Source organism: Thalassococcus sp. BH17M4-6 (assembly GCF_049323015.1).
Taxonomy (GTDB): domain Bacteria; phylum Pseudomonadota; class Alphaproteobacteria; order Rhodobacterales; family Rhodobacteraceae; genus Puniceibacterium.
This window is the reverse complement of the sequence record NZ_JBMPGU010000015.1, coordinates 94619-112772: the sequence shown is the minus strand read 5'-3', so window position 1 is coordinate 112772 and position 18154 is coordinate 94619. Positions and strand designations below refer to the sequence as shown.

14 protein-coding genes and 1 pseudogene are annotated in these 18154 nt (G+C 66.3%); all 15 read left to right on the top strand.

Annotated features, from left to right (window positions below; all coding sequences use genetic code 11):
• Nucleotides 1–415: pseudogene (locus ACOXXX_RS18450) on the top strand (hypothetical protein); the annotation flags it as partial.
• Nucleotides 412–1614, top strand: coding sequence for an SEL1-like repeat protein (locus ACOXXX_RS18445; protein ID WP_422828084.1), 1203 nt, complete (start codon nucleotides 412–414; stop codon nucleotides 1612–1614). The pseudogene ACOXXX_RS18450 and the gene ACOXXX_RS18445, both read left to right, overlap by 4 nt.
• Before the next feature lie 121 nt (nucleotides 1615–1735).
• Nucleotides 1736–2161, top strand: a complete 426-nt coding sequence (locus ACOXXX_RS18440) for a hypothetical protein (protein ID WP_422828083.1) — start codon at nucleotides 1736–1738, stop codon at nucleotides 2159–2161.
• Between the two features lie 61 nt (nucleotides 2162–2222).
• Nucleotides 2223–3407 carry a tail fiber domain-containing protein gene (locus ACOXXX_RS18435; RefSeq protein WP_422828082.1) on the top strand — a complete coding sequence of 395 codons (1185 nt, stop codon included), beginning with the start codon at nucleotides 2223–2225 and terminating at the stop codon, nucleotides 3405–3407.
• A 182-nt stretch (nucleotides 3408–3589) separates the two neighbouring features.
• Nucleotides 3590–4837, top strand: a complete 1248-nt coding sequence (locus ACOXXX_RS18430) for a hypothetical protein (RefSeq protein ID WP_422828081.1) — start codon at nucleotides 3590–3592, stop codon at nucleotides 4835–4837.
• 129 nt (nucleotides 4838–4966) lie between these two features.
• The gene (locus ACOXXX_RS18425; RefSeq protein ID WP_422828080.1) at nucleotides 4967–6232 is read left to right on the top strand and encodes a hypothetical protein; all 1266 of its coding nucleotides are present in this window, start codon (nucleotides 4967–4969) and stop codon (nucleotides 6230–6232) included.
• Between the two features lie 133 nt (nucleotides 6233–6365).
• Entirely contained in the window at nucleotides 6366–7580 is a 1215-nt protein-coding gene (locus ACOXXX_RS18420) for a hypothetical protein (RefSeq protein WP_422828079.1), read from the top strand.
• 235 nt (nucleotides 7581–7815) lie between these two features.
• Nucleotides 7816–9099, top strand: coding sequence for a hypothetical protein (locus ACOXXX_RS18415; protein ID WP_422828078.1), 1284 nt, complete (start codon nucleotides 7816–7818; stop codon nucleotides 9097–9099).
• 136 nt (nucleotides 9100–9235) lie between these two features.
• Nucleotides 9236–10468 carry a hypothetical protein gene (locus ACOXXX_RS18410; protein WP_422828077.1) on the top strand — a complete coding sequence of 411 codons (1233 nt, stop codon included), beginning with the start codon at nucleotides 9236–9238 and terminating at the stop codon, nucleotides 10466–10468.
• Nucleotides 10469–10573: 105 nt separating this feature from the next.
• Nucleotides 10574–11071, top strand: coding sequence for a hypothetical protein (locus tag ACOXXX_RS18405; protein ID WP_422828076.1), 498 nt, complete (start codon nucleotides 10574–10576; stop codon nucleotides 11069–11071).
• A gap of 54 nt (nucleotides 11072–11125) precedes the next feature.
• Entirely contained in the window at nucleotides 11126–12580 is a 1455-nt protein-coding gene (locus ACOXXX_RS18400) for a hypothetical protein (RefSeq protein WP_422828075.1), read from the top strand.
• Between the two features lie 130 nt (nucleotides 12581–12710).
• The gene (locus tag ACOXXX_RS18395; RefSeq protein WP_422828074.1) at nucleotides 12711–13934 is read left to right on the top strand and encodes a hypothetical protein; all 1224 of its coding nucleotides are present in this window, start codon (nucleotides 12711–12713) and stop codon (nucleotides 13932–13934) included.
• Nucleotides 13935–14009: 75 nt separating this feature from the next.
• On the top strand, nucleotides 14010–15236 hold the full coding sequence (locus tag ACOXXX_RS18390) for a hypothetical protein (protein WP_422828073.1): 1227 nt from the start codon (nucleotides 14010–14012) through the stop codon (nucleotides 15234–15236).
• Nucleotides 15237–15370: 134 nt separating this feature from the next.
• Entirely contained in the window at nucleotides 15371–16675 is a 1305-nt protein-coding gene (locus ACOXXX_RS18385) for a hypothetical protein (RefSeq protein ID WP_422828072.1), read from the top strand.
• A gap of 200 nt (nucleotides 16676–16875) precedes the next feature.
• A complete protein-coding gene (locus ACOXXX_RS18380; protein ID WP_422828071.1) occupies nucleotides 16876–18051 on the top strand; it encodes a hypothetical protein in 1176 nt (391 codons plus the stop codon).
• Nucleotides 18052–18154 lie beyond the last annotated feature (103 nt).

Genomic DNA, 18154 nt, shown 5'->3' with positions numbered 1-18154 from the left:
CGTGCCCGCGCGCGACTGGCTGACCGCCCGGGCCGAGGACGGGCTGCGCGGCGCCCAGGCCGCGCTGGGGGCGCTGCTGCTGGAAACCCCCGACATCACCCCCGAGGATCAGGCCCGCGCCAACGACTGGCGCCTCCGCGCGGCCAAAGCCGGGGATGTCGCCACCCAGGCGCTGCTGGGCCAGGCCTATGCCAGCGGCGCCGACGGGCTGGACCAGGATTACGTCGCCGCCCATGCCTGGCTCAACCTCGCCGGGGCGGCGGGGCATGCCGAGGCTGCCGAGACCCGCGAGGTGATCGCCGCGCTGATGACGCCCGAGCAGATCGCCCAAGCCCAGGCCCGCGCCCGCGACCTGCATGCCGCCATCCTGGCCCGCACCCCCCGGACGCGGCAGACCGTGCGGGGGAGCGAATGATCCGCGGCCTGCGCGCAGGGCTGCTGGCGCTGGCGCTGCTGCTGCCGCAGGCCCTGCCCGCGCAGGACCTCGCAGAGCGGCCCGTGGCGCAGCTGCAGGCGCAGGCCGAGGCGGGCGAAACCGCCGCGCAGATCGCCCTGGGCCAGCGCTACCACGACGGGGCGGGGGTGGTGCAGAACTTTGCCCAGGCCGCCGACTGGTATGCCCGCGCGGCCAAGGCCGGCGATGCACAGGCGCAGAACCAGCTGGGGCGCTATTACCACACCGGCCTCGGCGTCGAAGCCGACCCCGGCCAGGCGCTCCGGTGGCTGCGCGCCGCCGCGGATCAGGGCGCGCCCGAGCATCTGCACGACCTGGCCGCGGTGCTCGAGGAAACCGCCACCGATGACGCCACCCTGGCCGAGGCCGCCGCGCTTTACGGCCAGGCGGCAGAGGCGGGCCACATCCGGTCCGCGGTCAGCCTGGGGATGCTCTACCAGAACGGCCGCGGCGTGGCACAGGACCACGCCCGGGCGCGGGCGCTTTACGAAGGGCCCGCGGCGGCGGGCGATGCCCGGGCGCAGAACAACCTTGGCCTGCTTTACGTGCGCGGCCACGGCGTGCCGCAGGATTACGACCGCGCCGCACAGCTTTTTGCCGGGGCCGCGGAACAGGGGCTGCGCACCGCCATGACCAACCTGGGCGTGATGTATGAAAACGGCTTTGGCGTGCCGCAAAGCGATGCCGAGGCGGCCCGGCTCTACCGGCTGGGCGGCGCCGGAGAGGCGGACGAGGCGGCGGCCTTCGTCTATGATCCGCGCCTCGCCCCACCGCCGTCGGAGCCGCAGGACATCGCCGCGCTGCGCGACGCCGCCCGGGCGGGCGATCCGGTGGCGGCCTTCCAGATGGGCTGGCTGCTGGTGCACCTGGAACCCCCCGGCCCCGCCGACTGGCAGGAGGCCGCGGCGCTGTTCGCCGCGACCGCCGAAAAGGGGCACCCGGCGTCGATGGCCAATCTCGCGCTGCTCTATATCCGCGGCACCGGCGTGCCGCAGGATTACGTGCTGGCGCAGATGTGGCTGGCGCTGGCCGGCTCGGCGGGGCTCGAGGCGGCGCTGCCGCTTGGCCTGGGGCTGCGCGACCGGATGACCCCCGATCAGATCAACGAGGCCCAGGCCCGCGCCGAGGCGCGCTGGACGGGTCCGCAGGATACGGAGTGAGCGCAATTAGCGCTTAGTGGTTAAGAAAACTTAATGTATGCTTGCGTGGCATTCGGTCTTTCACCAAAGTTCCGCCACAAATCCATCATACGTCCTTACCAGCCACGAGGTTACCCGCTTTATGTCCCGCAGATTTCTCGGATCCCTGTTGCTCAGTGCCAGCCTTGCCCTTGCCGCCGCCGGTCCGGCGCGCGCCGCCGATCCGATCCAGCAGCACAATTCCAACGCCGTCTGGTTCGAAAACTGGATCGGCCTGTCGAATGCCACGCTGGTGGTCGCGGCCCCCAACGGCAAGATCACCCAGATCTATGCGGAATCCGGCACCCCGGTCTTCGAGCTTGACCGCGCCGATGCGATGGACGGCGTCTACCGCTACGAGCTGCGCGCCGCCACCGAGGAACGCCAGGCCATCGTCAACCCGTCCAACCAGGGCCGCGGCGAAGACCAGCGTGACACCTCTGCCGTTCCCTATTACAGCACCGGGTTCTTCGTCGTCGAACGCGGCGCGATCATCACCCCCGAGGAAATCCAGGAAGAAGAAAGCTGACCGGTTTCCCGGGCTGGCCCCGCCCATACTCACGAAAGCATAGTCACAAAGGAGATTTCAAATGACTTATTCGCTCAAGGCAGCGCTCGGGACCAGCGCGCTCATCGCCATGGCCGGCATGGCCCAGGCAGACCAGGTGTTCACCGACGACGTGATCGTCGACGGCTCGCTCTGCGTCGGCGTCGATTGCGTCAACGGCGAAAGCTTCGGCTTCGACACCATCCGGCTCAAGGAAAACAACCTGCGGATCAAGGCGCAGGATACCTCGAGTTCAGGCTCCTTCCCGACCGTCGACTGGCAGATCACCTTCAACGACAGCGCCAATGGTGGGGCCAACAAGTTCTCGATCGACGATATCGACAGCGGCCGCACGCCCTTCACCATCGAGGCGAACACCCGCAGCCACCAGCTGTACCTGGCCGACAACAACAAGGTGGGCTTCGGCACCTCGACGCCGGTGGTCGATCTGCACGTCAAGCAGGGCAACACCCCGACCCTGCGGCTGGAACAGGACGGATCGAGCGGCTTTACCGCACAGACCTGGGACCTCGCGGGCAACGAGACCAACTTCTTCGTGCGCGACGTCACCAACGGCAGCAAGCTGCCGTTCAAGGTGTTCCCCAACGCCCCCACCAACGCGCTGATCGTCGAAGGCAGCACCGGCGATATCGGCATGGGCATCCAGAGCCCGACCGCCGCCGTGCACATCAACCGCAGCAGCGGCGGCTCCCTCGACGCGTTCAAGATCGTCAACAACGGGGGGTCCTTCATCACGATGGAGAACACCAGCTCGGGCACGTCGTGGTTCTTCACCCATGAAAACGGTGGCAACAACGATTTCATCATCGCCGATGCGGTGGCTGACGGGGCCGAGCTGACGCTGACCGCAGCGGGCAACCTGATCATCGCCGGCACGCTGTCGGAAAGCTCGGACAAGAACGCCAAGATGGCGATCGAACCGATCGACAGCCACGACGTGCTGGCGAAGGTGTCGCAGCTGCCGGTCAGCAGCTGGACCTACAAGCACGATGCAGAGACCGGCACCCGGCACATCGGTCCGATGGCGCAGGATTTCTATGCCGCCTTCGGCACCGGCCATTCCGACACCACGATCTCGACCCTGGACACCTCGGGCGTGGCGCTTGCGGCGATCCAGGCGCTGCATGCGCAGAACACCGAACAGCAGGCGCTGATCGCGACGCTGTCGGCGCGGCTGGAATCGCTCGAGGCGCAGATCGCCGACTGATTGATCGCCCCGACCAGGGAACCGAAAACCGGAACGCCGCGCGGGACCACCCGCGCGGCGTTTTGCATGGCGCCCATCGCTCTGCCCAGGGTTGTCGAGGTGGACGCAGGGGCCCCGGGCGCCTAGACTTCTCCGCATACCTCCCTGACGGGGCTTTGTTTTCGAAGAAGAAGGATTTAGCCATGACGCCCTTTTACCGCCCCCTCGCCCTTTCGCTGGCCGCCCTTTGCCTTGCCGCCCTGCCCGCCACGGCGCAGAACATCTCGGGAAACAACCTGACCCTGTCGGGCGACATCACCCAGAACGGTTTCGGTCCGAACTACTTCGGCGCCGGCAACAACATCTTCGACGGGCGCGCCTGTATCGGGGGGGCCTGCGACGGGACAGAGCCCTTCGAACAGGGGCCGCTGCGGCTCAAGTGGTCGGAGCCGGACATTCTCTTCGAGGACAGTTCCAGCACCGGCGGGATTTCCAGCAACGACTGGCGGCTGGTGATCAACGACACGGGCATCACCAAGTTCGCGGTGCAGGACATCGACGGCGGCACCATCCCCTTCACCATCGAGGGCGGGGTGCGCGACAACGCGCTCTGGCTCGACACCAACGGTCGTATCGGCATGGGCACCTCGATCCCGCAGAACAGCCTGCACATCGTCGCCGCCGACAGCCCCGGCATCATGCTTCAGCAGACCGGCGGCACCTTCGGCAACCAGCGCTGGGAAATGATCGGCAACGAGACCAGCTTTGTCATCCGCGACAGCGACAGCAACACCCTGCCCTTCAGCATCGACGACCAGGCCCCCGACGACGCGCTGGTGATCGCGGTCAGCGGCGAGATCGGCCTGGGCACCACGAACCCCGACGCGCCGCTGCATGTGCAACGCGCCGACGGCACAGCCGAGGTGCTGGTGGAAAACACCGCAGGCCCCTCTGCGGCGCGGGGCATGTTCACCATGCGCAGCAACGGCGGGTCGTTCTTCACCATGGACAACACCCAGGCCAAAACGACCTGGTTCTTCACCCATGAACAGGCCAGCCCCAACCGCTTCATCATCGCCGACGCCGTGGCCGATGGCGCCGAGATGAGCCTGACCGCCGGCGGCGTCCTGACCGTGCAGGGCGGGTTTGCCGTAAACAGCACCACGCTCAATGTGCCCGACTACGTCTTTGCCGACGACTATGCCCTGCGTCCGCTGTCGGAAGTCGCCGCCTTCATCGACGCCAACAGGCACCTGCCCGACGTGCCCTCGGCGGCGCAGATCGCCAAGGACGGCCTTGATATGACCGACATGCAGATGCGGCTTTTGCAGAAGGTCGAGGAGCTCACGCTCTACACGCTGGAGCTGGAACGCGACAAGGCCGCCCAGGCGTCCGAGATCGCCGCCCTGCACGCCCGGCTGGCCCGGATCGAGGCGGCGCTGGCCAGGTGACGCAGGCCGGGCAGTGCCCCGCAAACGGCACAACCCCAGGCAGAGAAAGCCGGTGATTTCCTTGTGATATCACCGAAATCGGCTACCCTTCGGCATGATTTGATCGCCCGTTTGCCAAAGGAGTTTTCGATGTCCCGCTTTCTGCCCGCTCTGCCGCTGATCGTCCTGGCCGCCGCCGCCCCGGCACAAGAGGCGGTGTTCGGCGAAGGTGTCGATATCTCGGACACCGACACCACCCAGGCCGATCTTTTCGTCACCGGCGACACCGTGCTCGACGACAGCGTCTGCATCGGCAACGCCTGCACCGAGGCCGAGGTCTTTCCCGAGTCCACGCTGCTCAGGATCACCAATACCGCGATCCGGGTCGAATTCATCGACACCAGCTTCGAGGCCGGCACCTTCCCCAGCAACGACTGGGCCTTGCAGATCAACGATGGGGGGTCGGGCGGGCTCGGCCGGTTTTCCATCGCCGATCTCAACGACGGCACGGTGCCCTTCACCGTCGAGGCCGGCGCGCCCGAAAATGCGCTCTGGATCACCGAGCTTGGCACCGTCGGGCTGGGCACGATGCTGCCCCGCGACGAGCTGCACATCCTCAGCGCGTCGTTTCCCGCTGTCACGCTGGAACAGGACACCTCGGGCGGCCTGCCGGCGGCGGACTACCGCATATCGGCCAGCCACAACGGCATTGCCATCGCCGAGAACCAATTCACGGTGTTCCAGCTCGAAGAAGGCCTGCTGCCCGGATCTTTCGCCATGAAGCCGAACGGGGACCTGGGACTGGGCGTCAGAGCCGTCGGGAGCGGCACCGAAACCATCGACGCGCCGCTGCACGTTCTGCGCGACGACAACCGCGCCCGGGTGCTGGTCGAGGATTACGGCGCCTCCGGTGCGCAGGAGATGTTCAAGCTTTCCAACAACGGCGGGTCGTATTTCACCTTCGAAAACACCGATGCCGGCACCACCTGGTTCTTCAACCATGAAAACGCAGCCCCCAACCGCTTCATCATCGCCGACGCGGTGGCCGATGGCCCCGAGATGTCGCTGACGGCGGATGGCGACCTCACCATCCCGGGCCAGCTTTTCACCGGCGGCTCCTGTGCGGCGGGCTGCGACCGGGTCTTCGACGAAGACTACCCGCTGCCGACCATCGCCGAACAGGCAGCACTGATGCGCGCCAAAAAGCACCTGCCCGCAGTCGGCCCGACCCCCGAGGATGGTCCCTTCAACATCACCGCGATGACCGGCGGCATGCTCAACGAGCTGGAAAAGGCGCATCTCTACATCGCCGAACAGCAGGAGCGCCTCGACGGTCAGGACCGGACGATCGCCGCCCAGGGCGCGCGCATCGCCCGGCTCGAGGCGCAGATCGACGCGCTGCTGGCGCGCCCCTGACCGTCCCCCCGATGTGACAGATGCGCCAAACGCCCCTAGACTGGCGCCGCCTGCCCCCGGGGGCGGGCCTTTGATCATGGATGTTTTTCCACGCCGCTCCCGCGGCGTCCGTTTCCAGCAAGGAGATACTGCCGTGCCCGTTCCCCCGCTTTTCCGTCCCGTCGGCCTGGCCCTGGCCCTGCTGCTGTCCGCCACCCCCGCCATGGCGCAGGACGAAACCATCAACGGCGATCTCGATCTCAACGGCAGCCTGCATACCCGGGACAACAGCGTGATCCAGGGCTATCTCTGCCTCGGTGACAGCTGCGCCACCACCGCCGCCGCGCAGAGCTTCGACGTCAACTATCCGCTCAAGTTCTCCTATAGCCGCGTCGCCATCGAATTCGACGATCAATCCGTTTCTACACATCCCAGCCACCACTGGGGGTTGCTGGTCAACGACGCGGAATCCTATTCGGCCGGCGGTATCGACCGCTTTTCGGTGCATGATTTCGACTCCGACAGAACCCCCTTCACCATCCTGCCCGGCGCGCCCGACAACAGCTTCTGGCTCAACAGCGCCGGGCGACTGGGCCTGGGCACCGCCATGCCGCTGGCCGATCTGCACCTGGTGGGCGGATCGACCGCCCGGCTGCGGATGCAGTCCACCGGCAGCCTGGCCGGCAACTGGGAGGTTCTCAGCAACAGCCTCAACTGGTTTCTCCAGAACATCGACGGCAAAGAGGTGCCGGTGGTGGTGCGCGCCGGGGCCAAAAACGGCAGCCTTTATATCGCCGACAACAGCGCCATCGGCATGGGAACGGACAGCCCCGCCGCGGCCCTGCACGTGCAAAAGAACGACGGCAGCGCCAGCCTGCTGGTCGAGAACCTGATCGGCTCGCCCCCGGCCGCGCGCGAGATGTTCGCGATGCGCAACAACGGCGGGTCGTATTTCACGCTCGACAACACGAGGTCGCGCACGACCTGGTTCTTCACCCACGAGGATGCCGCCCCCAACCGCTTCATCATCGCCGACGCGGTGGCCGACGGGCCCGAGATGACGCTGACGGCCGGTGGCGACCTCACCATCCAGGGCCAGCTTTTCACCCGCGGGTCCTGTGCGGCGGGCTGCGACCGGGTCTTCGACGAAGACTACCCGCTGCCGACCATCGCGGAACAGGCGGCGATGATGCGCGCCAACAAGCACCTTCCCGCCGTCGGCCCCACGCCCGAAAATGGCCCCTTCAACATCACCGCGATGACCGGCGGCATGCTCAACGAGCTGGAGAAAGCGCATCTTTACATCGCCGAGCTGGAGGGGCGTGTCGCACGGCTGGAGGCGCTCGTCTCGGCCCTGTCCGGCAAGTGATCTGCCTGAATTGACAGATCAGCACCGGCGGTGCCATGACCTATCCCGGGTAAGGAAAGAACCGCACCTCGGGCGTTCGGATCGGTCGTGAGAACCGTCCCGAGAGGCCCCCGCACATCCTTTTTCGTGCGGCCATCGGACCGGGACATACCGCATCGAGACCGCAAGATATTTGATTTCGCCTCTTTACCCCTGAAGGGACCATTTTCGCCCACCTGGAGAAAGGTATTGATCCATGTTTCACATTTTCCTCGGGATATCCGGTCGCCGTCTGTGGTGTCTGGCGGGGTCTGCCCTGGCTCTTTTGCCGCTTTCGGCACAGGCGCAGAACGTGCATCCCCAGAACACCACCATCTACGATCACCTGTGCATCGGCGCGGATTGCCTGAACACCGAAGTTTATCCGGACAGTGTCGGCAACATGCTCAGGCTCAAGGCCGTCGTTCCTGGCATCGAATTCCAGGATACCTCCACATCCGCCGGATATCCGAATACGAACTGGAAGATCCAGGGCAACGGCGCCTCTGCCGACAACCAGAACAGGTTGCTGTTTCTGGATGACGATGCCGGCAGGGCGGTCCTCGCGCTTGAGGCCGGGGCACGCAGCAATGCCCTGTTCGTGAGCGGCCAAGGCGCCATCGGGGTCGGCACCAGCATACCGCAAAGCGAAATGGCCATTTACGATTCAACGGTCAACGGGTTCGGGACCGCGATCGAACTGACTGCGGAGGGCACCACCGGGAGTGTCATCTATTCGGACACGGGCCGGATCGTCATGGGGGCCAGCCTTTTCGGAGAGGGAACGCTGACCTTTCTCGGCGCCGCGGGCATCACGGCACCGGTGAGCTTTTCGCTCAGCGCGCCCACGGATTCCTTACGCGTTACGGATAACGGAGATGTGGGCCTCGGGGCATCGCAGCCCGACGCCGCGCTGCATGTCGAACGGGGCGACGGCACCGCCGGGATCAAGGTCGAGAACAACAGCAGCAGCCCGGTTGGCGCCCGCGAGATGTTCAACATGACGAACAACGGCGGGTCGTATTTCACGCTCGACAATACCGCGAGCGGCACGACCTGGTACTTCACCCACGAACAGGCCGCGCCCAATCGCTTCATCATCGCCGATGCGGTGGCCGACGGGCCCGAGATGAGCCTGAGCGCCGACGGCATCCTGACCGTGCCGGGCGGGTTCGTCGTGGGAAGCACCGCGCTCAACGTGCCGGATTACGTATTCGCCGACGATTACGCGCTGAAGCCGCTTTCCGAAGTCTCGGCCTTCATCGCCGACAACAGGCACCTGCCAGACGTGCCCTCGGCGGCGGATGTGGCGCGCGACGGGCTGGATATGGCCCAGATGCAGCTCGCGCAGCTGAGGAAGATCGAGGAGCTGACGCTCTACACGCTCGGGCAGCAGGCGGTGATCGAGGCGCAGGCGGCGGAAAACGCGGTACTGACCCGCGAGACGGCGGCCCTGGCCACGCGGCTGGCGCGGATCGAGGCGCTCCTGCAGCAGCCCTGAGCATGGCGGGCCGATCCCGCGGCCCGGAGCAAGGACTTTGGCGCGGATCAGAAGCGGGATAGGATGCACCGGGGGTCTGCAGGCCCCCCGTGCCAAGAACACATGCATTTTCCGAAAGCCTTTCAAGGAGCGTATCATGCCCCGCCTTTCCCGATTTTTCCGGATCGCCCTGTGCATCCTGCCTCTTGCCGGCCCTGCCGGGGCCGAGGTGCTGTCGACCACCAATCCCAGCATCCTGGACAACCTGTGCGTGGGTGCGAATTGCGCGATCAGCGAGAGCTTCAACAGCAATTTCAACCAGATCGAACTCAAGTCCAACAACACGCGGCTCCTGTTTGACGACACCTCGAGCTTTGGCGGTTTTCCCTCGAACGATTGGGCGATACAGGCCAATGACACGACCTCGGGCGGCGAAGACCAGCTGATGTTCGTCGACGCGACAACCGGGCTTGAAGTCATGACGATCAAGGCTCTGGCGAATTCTTCGACCCTGGTGCTTGCCCGGGACAGGAAGGTGGGCATCGGGACCGAACTGCCGCAGGCCGATCTGCACATCGTGACGGCCAGCCCCAGCAAGATCCGGATGCACGATACCTTTGGCGGCTCGGAATGGATGATCACCTTTGCCAATGGTGGGTTCCGGCTGCAGGACAGGGGCACCCTGAATTACCCTTTCAACATCGCGGACAATGCGCCTGAGGGGGCCCTGTGGGTCAAATTCGATGGCAAGGTGGGCATGGGCACGACCAACCCGCAGGCCCCGCTGCAGATCAACAACACCGATACGGCCACCAATGACCTGCAGGGGATCATCGTGCAGAACATCAGCGGCCTTCCCGGGCCCCGGGGGCTTTTGACCATGCGCAACAGCGGCGGGTCGTATTTCACGCTGGAGAATACCGACAGCGGCACCACCTGGTTCTTCACCCATGAAAACAGGACGCCCAACCGATTCATCATCTCCGACGCCGTGCCGGACGGGCCGGAGATGACCCTGACGGCGGACGGCATCCTGACCGTGCCGGGCGGCTTCGTCGTGAACAACACCACGCTCAACGTGCCCGATTACGTGTTCGCGCCGGAGTACGATCTCACACCGCTCTCCGAAGTCTCGGCCTTCATCGCCGAAAACCGGCACCTGCCGGACGTGCCGTCCGCCGCGCAGATCGCAAGGGACGGCCTCGACATGACCGACATGCAGATGCGGCTCTTGAAGAAGGTCGAGGAGCTCACGCTCTACACGCTCGACCTGGAGGCGGCGCGGCGCGCGCAACAGCAAGAGCTTGCCCGGCTCGCGCAGGTCGAGGCGGAAAACGCAGCCCTAGCGGCCCGGCTTGCGCGCATCGAAGCCGCGCTGGCAGAAAGGTAGGCGGGGCCGGTTCGAAGGGACGCCCGGGGCCGATTTGTCTTTGGCACCGGGCGCACAGCCGTTAACCTTTTTCCAGAAGTCATTTCAGACTGAAGGATTGCGCTTATGACCCATTCTCCGCCTACCGGCGGCCGCGCGCCCCGTGCCGCCCTTGTCGCCGTCCTGCTGGCGTCGGCCCTTCCGGCGCTGGCGCAGAGCGTCGACCCCATCGAGCCGCCCGATCCGGTCGCGCAGCACAACACCAACGCCCTGTGGTTCGAGAACTGGATCGGGCTGGAAAACGCCACGCTCAAGGTGGCGGGCCCCGATGGCCGGGTCAGAACGCTCACCCAGGCGCGCGGCACGCCGGTCTTTACCCTGAGCTATCCGGCGGCGGACGGCACCTGGCGCTACGAGCTGCGCGCCGACACCGAAGAGCGCGTCGCCTTCGTGCCCAACCCCGGCCGCCGGGGCGGGTCCGCGCTGCCGCAGACCGTCGCGAAGGTGTTCAGCCGCGGCGGCAGCTTCGTGGTCGAGCGTGGCGTCATCGTCACGCCTGAACAGCAGAAAAGCGCGGCCGAGGCCGACGCCGATCCGGCCCCACTGCCGCGGGCCCGCCGCTGACAGCCCCCACCCGTTTCTTTCCCATATTCTTCCCAGACTTCGAGGAGCCCTTTCATGACAACCGCCCCCCGCCTTGCCGCCGCCGCCCTCTGCCTTGCCAGCGCCGCCGCGGCACTCTGTCAGGCCAGCGCCGCCGCGGCGCAGGAACAATCCATCACCACCGGGCTCGACGTGTCGGATTCCGATGCCGGCAGCGCCGATCTGTTCGTGGGTGACGCCACCTCGCTCAGCGGGTTCGTCTGCGTCGGGTTCGAATGCACCGACAGCTACGTCTTCGGCAACGCCTTTGTCCCGCCGCTGGTCATTCAGGATACCGCGCCGGGCATCGAGATGAGGCGAACGGGTGTGACGGATGAGATCTGGAGCATCGGGACGGATACCGCCGACAGGTTCATCATAGTAGACGTGGACGAAAACAGGTCCGCCTTCGCGATCAATAACGGGGCGCCCGCCGATGCCCTGGTCATCGCAGGCACCACCGGTCATGTCGGGCTTGGCGTATTCTCCCCTCAGGCGAGCCTGCATATCCGGGAAGAGGGCGCCGCCCCCACCATCCGGTTCGAGGAGGCCGGTTCATCGAGCGGCACCTGGAACCTTGCGGGCACCGCCTCGCGGTTCATCCTGATCGATCCCGATTCCGGCGCCACGCCGTTCGACATCGAACGCGACGCCCCCAGCAACGCGCTGTTCATCGAGGCCACCACCGGCGACGTGGGGCTGGGCACCGGCCTGCCCGAAACCGATCTGCACATCCTGTCAAACGACACGCCGGGCATCACCCTCGAGCAGATCAGCGGCACCTTCGGCAACAAGAAATGGGAGCTGAACGGCAACGAGATCTCTTTCGCCATCCGCGACGCCGATGCCGGTACGCTGCCGCTGCTGGTCGACAGCGGCGCGCCCGACAACAGCCTGGCCATTGACGACGACGGCTCCGTGGGCCTGGGCACAAGCGGCCCCGCCGCCCCGCTGCATGTGCGGCGCACCAACGGCACCGCCGAAATTCTGGTGGAAAACACCGCAGGCCCCTCGGCGCCGCGCGGCATGTTCACCATGCGCAGCAATGGCGGGTCGTTCTTCACGCTCGACAATACCGATGCGGGCACCACCTGGTTCTTCACCCATGAAAACGCCGCGCCCAACCGGTTCATCATCGCCGATGCGGTGGCCGACGGGCCGGAGATGAGCCTGAGCGCCGACGGCGTGCTGACCGTGCCGGGCGGGTTCGTGGTGGGCTCCACCACGCTCAATGTGCCCGATTATGTCTTCGCCGACGACTACAATCTGCGGCCCCTGTCCGAAGTGCAGACCTTCATCGCCGACAACAAGCACCTGCCCGACATCCCCTCCGCCGCCGAGGTCGCGGAAGACGGCCTTGATATGACAGACATGCAGATGCGCCTGCTGAAAAAGGTCGAGGAGCTGACGCTCTACACCCTGGCGCAGGAGGCCGAACTGACCCGCCTGCGCGCGCTCGAGGCGCGGCTGGAGGTGCTCGAGGCCCGCTGATCGCACTTTGACAGGACCGGCCCCGCGCCGCTAGCCTTGCCCCTGCAACCCGGCGGGGGCGGGTTGTCACTGTCACAGGCGTTTGGCCACCCGACCCCGCGCGGGCGGCGGGAGATTTGATCTGATGGATTTGACACGGCTCGCCGCCTGCGGCCTCTGCGCGCTTGGTCTCGCCCTGCCGGCCGCCGCGCAGGACACCTTCACCAGCGGGGTGACGATCTCGGACAGCGACAGCGCCGAGGCGGATCTCTTTGTCACCGACGTCAGCGTGCTGGACGGGGAGACCTGCATTGGCAATGGCTGCGTCAGTGATGAGACCTTTGGCAGCGATGTGACGCTGAAGCTGCGCGATGCGACCCCGTCGCTCACCTTTATCGACAGCTCCAGCCCACCCTTTCCGGACCGTGACTGGAAGCTGGTGGTCAATGATCCCGACAGCGGCGGGCTGGAGCGGTTTTCGATCAAGGACGGGGAAACCGGCAATATCCCTTTCACCGTGACGGGCGGGGCACAGGAGAGTGCACTGGTCCTGTCAGGGTCCAATGTCGGGCTGGGCACCAGCCTGCCGCAAAAGGCTTTGCATATGGTTGCCACCAACAGCCCTACGATCCGGCTTGAGCTGGATGCTTCGGCGCTCACGCCGCGGATATTTGATCTTTATCTCGCCCCAGGGGGCTTTGTCGTGCATGACGAGCTGGCGGGCACCTTTCCATTCCGGGTCAACGCCGAGGCACCGACCTATGCCCTGTCGGTCTTCGGCGATGGCGAAATCGGGATTGGCCCTTCCGCCGCCGCCGCGCCGCTGCATGTGCAACGCGACGACGGCACCGCCCGCGTGCTGGTCGAGAACACCGGCGGCGATCCGGGCGTGGCGCGCGAGATGTTCAACATGACGAACAACGGCGGCTCCTACTTCACGCTCGACAACACCGACAGCGGCACCACCTGGTTCTTCAACCATGAAAACGCAGCCCCCAACCGCTTCATCATCGCCGATGCGGTGGCCGACGGGCCCGAGATGAGCCTGAGCGCCGACGGCGTGCTGACCGTGCCGGGCGGGTTCGTGGTGGGCTCCACCACGCTCAATGTGCCCGATTACGTATTCGCGCCGGAGTACGATCTCACACCGCTCTCCGAAGTCTCGGCCTTCATCGCCGAAAACCGGCACCTGCCGGACGTGCCGTCCGCCGCGCAGATCGCAAGGGACGGCCTCGACATGACCGACATGCAGATGCGGCATCTCAAGAAGATCGAAGAGCTCACGCTCTATACGCTCGCGCAGGAGGCGCGGCTCGAGGCACAGGCGCGCGAGATCGCCGATCTGCGCAAGCTGGTCGAAACCCTGCTAGAATAGGTGCATTGCACACCAGATTTGCCAAGGAACCATCAGCCCATGCCTCGTATCGCGTATTTGCCCGCTCTCCTGCTCATGCTCGCCGCGTCGGCAGCTGCACAACCCGTCGGAGAATTCAGCGACCTGACCGTGACCGACGATCTGGACGTGGGCGACCGGCTTACCGTCACGGGCCGCATCACCCAACCCGCGCCGGGCCCGCTGGTCAACCACTTTCGCGGCAACCGAAATTTCTTCGAAGGCTCCGCCTGCATCGGGTTCGGTTGCGACGCGGCCGCTCTGGCCGCATCCACGACGTCATTGCTGCAGATACGCGGCAGCGAGCCGCGGCTCATCTTCGAAGACACCTCCGAAACCGAGCCGAACCGCGCCTGGCAGATCCGGGCGAACGACACGGCGGCGGCGCGCGGTGTCTTCCGCATCATGGACCGCGCCGCCGTGACCACGCCGTTCAGCATCGAGGGCGATGCGCCGACCAACGCGCTCTGGATCGGCACGAACGGCGTGGGCCTGGGCACCTCGATCCCGCAGGCCGATCTGCACGTGGTGTCGAACCTGACCGAAAAGCTGCGGCTGCAGGATGCGGGGTCGGGCGCCGACTGGTCGCTGATCGTGGCGACGAACGGCATGGGCTGGTTCGACCGCGACGGCAGCGGTGGCGGCACCTTTCCCTTTGCCATCCTCGAAGGCGCGCCCGACGATGCCTGGGTTCTGACCGGCGCGGGCGATGTGGGCATGGGCACCGCCGCCCCCGACGCATCGCTGCATATCTCGCGCGATGACGGCACCGCCGCGGTGCGGGTGGAAAATGCCAGGTCCAGCCCGCCTGCCGCGCGCGAGATGTTCGCGATGGTCAACAACGCGGGCTCCTACTTCACGCTGGAGAACACCCGTGCCGAAACCAGCTGGTTCTTCGTGCACGAAGACGCCGCCCCCAACCGCTTCATCATCACCGACGCGGTGCCCGACGGGCCGGAGATGACGCTGACGGCAGAGGGCGATCTGACCATTCCGGGGCAGCTTTTCACCGCAGGCAGCTGTGCGGCGGGCTGCGACCGGGTCTTCGACGAAGACTACCCGCTGCCGACCATCGCGGAACAGGCAGCGATGATGCGCGACCTCAAGCACCTGCCCGCCGTCGGCCCGACGCCCGAGGATGGCCCCTTCAACATCACCGCAATGACCGGGGGTATGCTCAACGAGCTCGAGAAGGCGCATCTTTACATCGCCCAGCTGCATGCCCAGAACGCCCGCCAGGAGGCCCGCATCGCGCGGCTCGAGGCGGCGCTGGAGTCGCGCTGAGATTTGACAGCACCGGGGCGGGCGCTGCTATGCTTGGCCGTCCGCCACCCGGGGGGGGCGGACCGCCCCTGTGATTTTCCCAAGGCCCGGCTCCGCGCCCCCCGGCTTCGCGGACCCTTCGGAGGAGATCCGCGATGCCCCCCCTGCCCCTGTCCCGTGCCGCCGTCCTTGCATGCCTGCTTGCCGCCCCGGCCCCGGCCCTCGCCCAGGTTCTGGAACCGGCATCGGACGCCACCATCCGCAACAATCTCTGCGTCGGACAAGACTGCGCCGACGACCCCACCCCGAGTTTCCTGGACGATTTCGCGTCGGCGCTCCTGCTTTACGACACCCGCGTGCGGATCGACACGATCGACGCCTCCACCGGGGTCACTTTCCCGAGCGCCGACTGGTCGCTTCTGTTCAACGATACGGCAAGCTTCGCCAATGGCGGGATCGATCACTTCTCGGTCCAGAACCGCAGCACCAACACCGTGCCCTTCCGCATCGAGGGCGGCGCCCCCACCGCCGCGCTGCACATCGATGCCACCGGTCGGATCGGCCTGAACACCACCATCCCGCAGACCGACCTGGATATCTTTGGCGGCACCACCGCCGACCTGCGCCTGAGCGCCAACATCGCCACCGGCGCGCCCAGCATCTTCGACCTGCGGGCCGATGCAAGCGGCCTGGTGCTGCGCAACGCGGCGGCCGATCGCGATGTCCTGCAGGTCACGCAGACCGCCCCGGGCGGGGCGCTGTTCATCGGCGAGACCTACATGTCGCTGAACAGCGGGGTGAACGATTACGACATCATCTTCGGCCGCGCGGACGGGGCGGCGCTGCTGTTCGCCGATGCCGGAACCGGCGATATCGGCATCGGAACGACCGCGCCGGCCGCAGGCCTGCACATGCTTAGCAACGACGGCGACGCCGGGATACGGGTCGAGAACAGCCCGGGCGCCCCCGTCGCCGCGCGCGAGATGTTCGCCATGGTCAACAACGGCGGCAGCTATTTCACGCTGGACAACACCGCGAGCGGCACGACCTGGTACTTCACCCACGAACAGGCCGCGCCCAATCGCTTCATCATCGCCGATGCGGTGGCCGACGGGCCCGAGATGAGCCTGAGCGCCGACGGCATCCTGACCGTGCCGGGCGGTTTCGTGGTGGGAAGCACCACGCTCAATGTGCCGGATTACGTCTTTGGCCCCGATTACGCGCTGAAGCCGCTTTCCGAAGTCGCGGCCTTCATCGCGGACAACAGGCACCTGCCGGGCGTGCCCTCGGCGGCCACGATCGCCGAGGACGGCCTCGATGTGGCCGGCATGCAGATGGCCATGCTGCGCAAGATCGAGGAACTGACGCTCTACACGCTCGAACAGGACGCAGAGATCGCCCGCCTGCGCAGGCTCGAGGCGCGGCTGCGCCAGGTCGAGGCGGCGCTGGCGGCCCGCTAAAGCAATTCCAGGGTCTTCGGCATCGCATTTCGCTGCCTCTCGGCCATGCCTCGAACCCGACATGCGATGCCTGTTACCGGGTGAACCGGAAACGCGCGGGCCGCAAGACCGTTTTGTGAACCTCCCGGCATCGGATAGGCTGGCACGGGCGCAGACCCGTGCCGTTTCCGGCTCCCAGACACATGCCACAGGAGAGTTTCATGCCCCGCTTCGTCCTCGCCCTGGCCCTTGCCGGCCTTCTGCCCGTCGGCCCCGCCCTTGCGCAGGTGCTCCAGGCCAACTCTGATGCCACCATCCGCAACCGGCTCTGCGTGGGCGACGAATGCGCCGACGATCCGTCGCCCGACTTCGTCGCCGACAGCTTCACCTCGTCGCTCGAACTGCGCGACTTCCGCAGCCGGATGGATTTCGTCGACACGTCGTCATCCAGCTTTCCCGACACCGACTGGGCGATCCAGTTCAATGAGCCCGATCTCAGCATCGCCGCCGGCGGCACGGAATATTTCGCCATCCGGGACGAAAGCGCGGGCACCGTGCCGTTCCTGATCGAAGACAGCACCCCCACCAATGCCTTCTATCTCGGCGACAACGGCGACCTGGGGCTGGGCACCTCGATCCCGCTGACCGACCTGCACCTGGTCGATCCCGGCGATCCCGGCATCACCTTCGAGGATACGCTCACGTCCCGGCGCTGGCAGCTTTACGGCAACGGCGGCGGCTTCTACCTCTTCGATCCGGCGGCGTCCGCCATCCCCTTCGAGATCCGCTACGGCGCGCCCGACAGCGCGGTCTATGTCGCCAACGACGGCGACACCGGCCTGGGCACCGCCGCCCCCGACGCCGCCCTGCACGTGGCGCGCAGCGACAACAGCGCGGGCCTGCTGATCGAGGATACCGGCGCCAGCGGCGCACAGGAGATGCTGAAGCTTTCCAACAACGGCGGGTCCTACTTCACCTTCGAGAATGCCGCCTCGGGCACCACCTGGTTCTTTACCCACGAGAACGCATCCCCCAACCGCTTCATCATCGCCGACGCGGTGGCCGACGGGCCCGAGATGAGCCTGAGCGCCGACGGCGTGCTGACCGTGCCGGGCGGGTTCGTCGTGGGAAACACCGCGCTCAACGTGCCGGATTACGTCTTTGGCCCCGATTACGCGCTGCGCCCCCTCAGCGAGGTGCAGGCCTTCATCGCCGATCACAAGCACCTGCCCGACGTGCCCTCGGCGGCGCAGATCGCGGAACAAGGCCTCGACATGACCGACATGCAGATGCGGCTCTTGCAGAAGGTCGAGGAGCTCACGCTCTACACGCTCGCGCAGCAAAGCCAGATCGCGGCCCTGCAGGCCGAGGTCCGGGACCTGCGGGAAGGCCGCTGATGCGCTTCGCGATTTGACACAACGGCCCGGCATCCCCTAGCGTCTTCGGGTGCGGTGGCCGGGTCGGCGCCGCATGGATATTGATGTCATGTATTGGTGCCCT

Bases quoted from the DNA above. Each gene is read 5' to 3' on its own strand.
- ACOXXX_RS18445 (WP_422828084.1), top strand. From the start codon at position 412: ATGATCCGCGGCCTGCGCGCAGGGCTGCTGGCGCTGGCGCTGCTGCTG.
- ACOXXX_RS18440 (WP_422828083.1), top strand. From the start codon at position 1,736: ATGTCCCGCAGATTTCTCGGATCCCTGTTGCTCAGTGCCAGCCTTGCC.
- ACOXXX_RS18435 (WP_422828082.1), top strand. From the start codon at position 2,223: ATGACTTATTCGCTCAAGGCAGCGCTCGGGACCAGCGCGCTCATCGCC.
- ACOXXX_RS18430 (WP_422828081.1), top strand. From the start codon at position 3,590: ATGACGCCCTTTTACCGCCCCCTCGCCCTTTCGCTGGCCGCCCTTTGC.
- ACOXXX_RS18425 (WP_422828080.1), top strand. From the start codon at position 4,967: ATGTCCCGCTTTCTGCCCGCTCTGCCGCTGATCGTCCTGGCCGCCGCC.
- ACOXXX_RS18415 (WP_422828078.1), top strand. From the start codon at position 7,816: ATGTTTCACATTTTCCTCGGGATATCCGGTCGCCGTCTGTGGTGTCTG.
- ACOXXX_RS18410 (WP_422828077.1), top strand. From the start codon at position 9,236: ATGCCCCGCCTTTCCCGATTTTTCCGGATCGCCCTGTGCATCCTGCCT.
- ACOXXX_RS18405 (WP_422828076.1), top strand. From the start codon at position 10,574: ATGACCCATTCTCCGCCTACCGGCGGCCGCGCGCCCCGTGCCGCCCTT.
- ACOXXX_RS18400 (WP_422828075.1), top strand. From the start codon at position 11,126: ATGACAACCGCCCCCCGCCTTGCCGCCGCCGCCCTCTGCCTTGCCAGC.
- ACOXXX_RS18390 (WP_422828073.1), top strand. From the start codon at position 14,010: ATGCTCGCCGCGTCGGCAGCTGCACAACCCGTCGGAGAATTCAGCGAC.
- ACOXXX_RS18385 (WP_422828072.1), top strand. From the start codon at position 15,371: ATGCCCCCCCTGCCCCTGTCCCGTGCCGCCGTCCTTGCATGCCTGCTT.
- ACOXXX_RS18380 (WP_422828071.1), top strand. From the start codon at position 16,876: ATGCCCCGCTTCGTCCTCGCCCTGGCCCTTGCCGGCCTTCTGCCCGTC.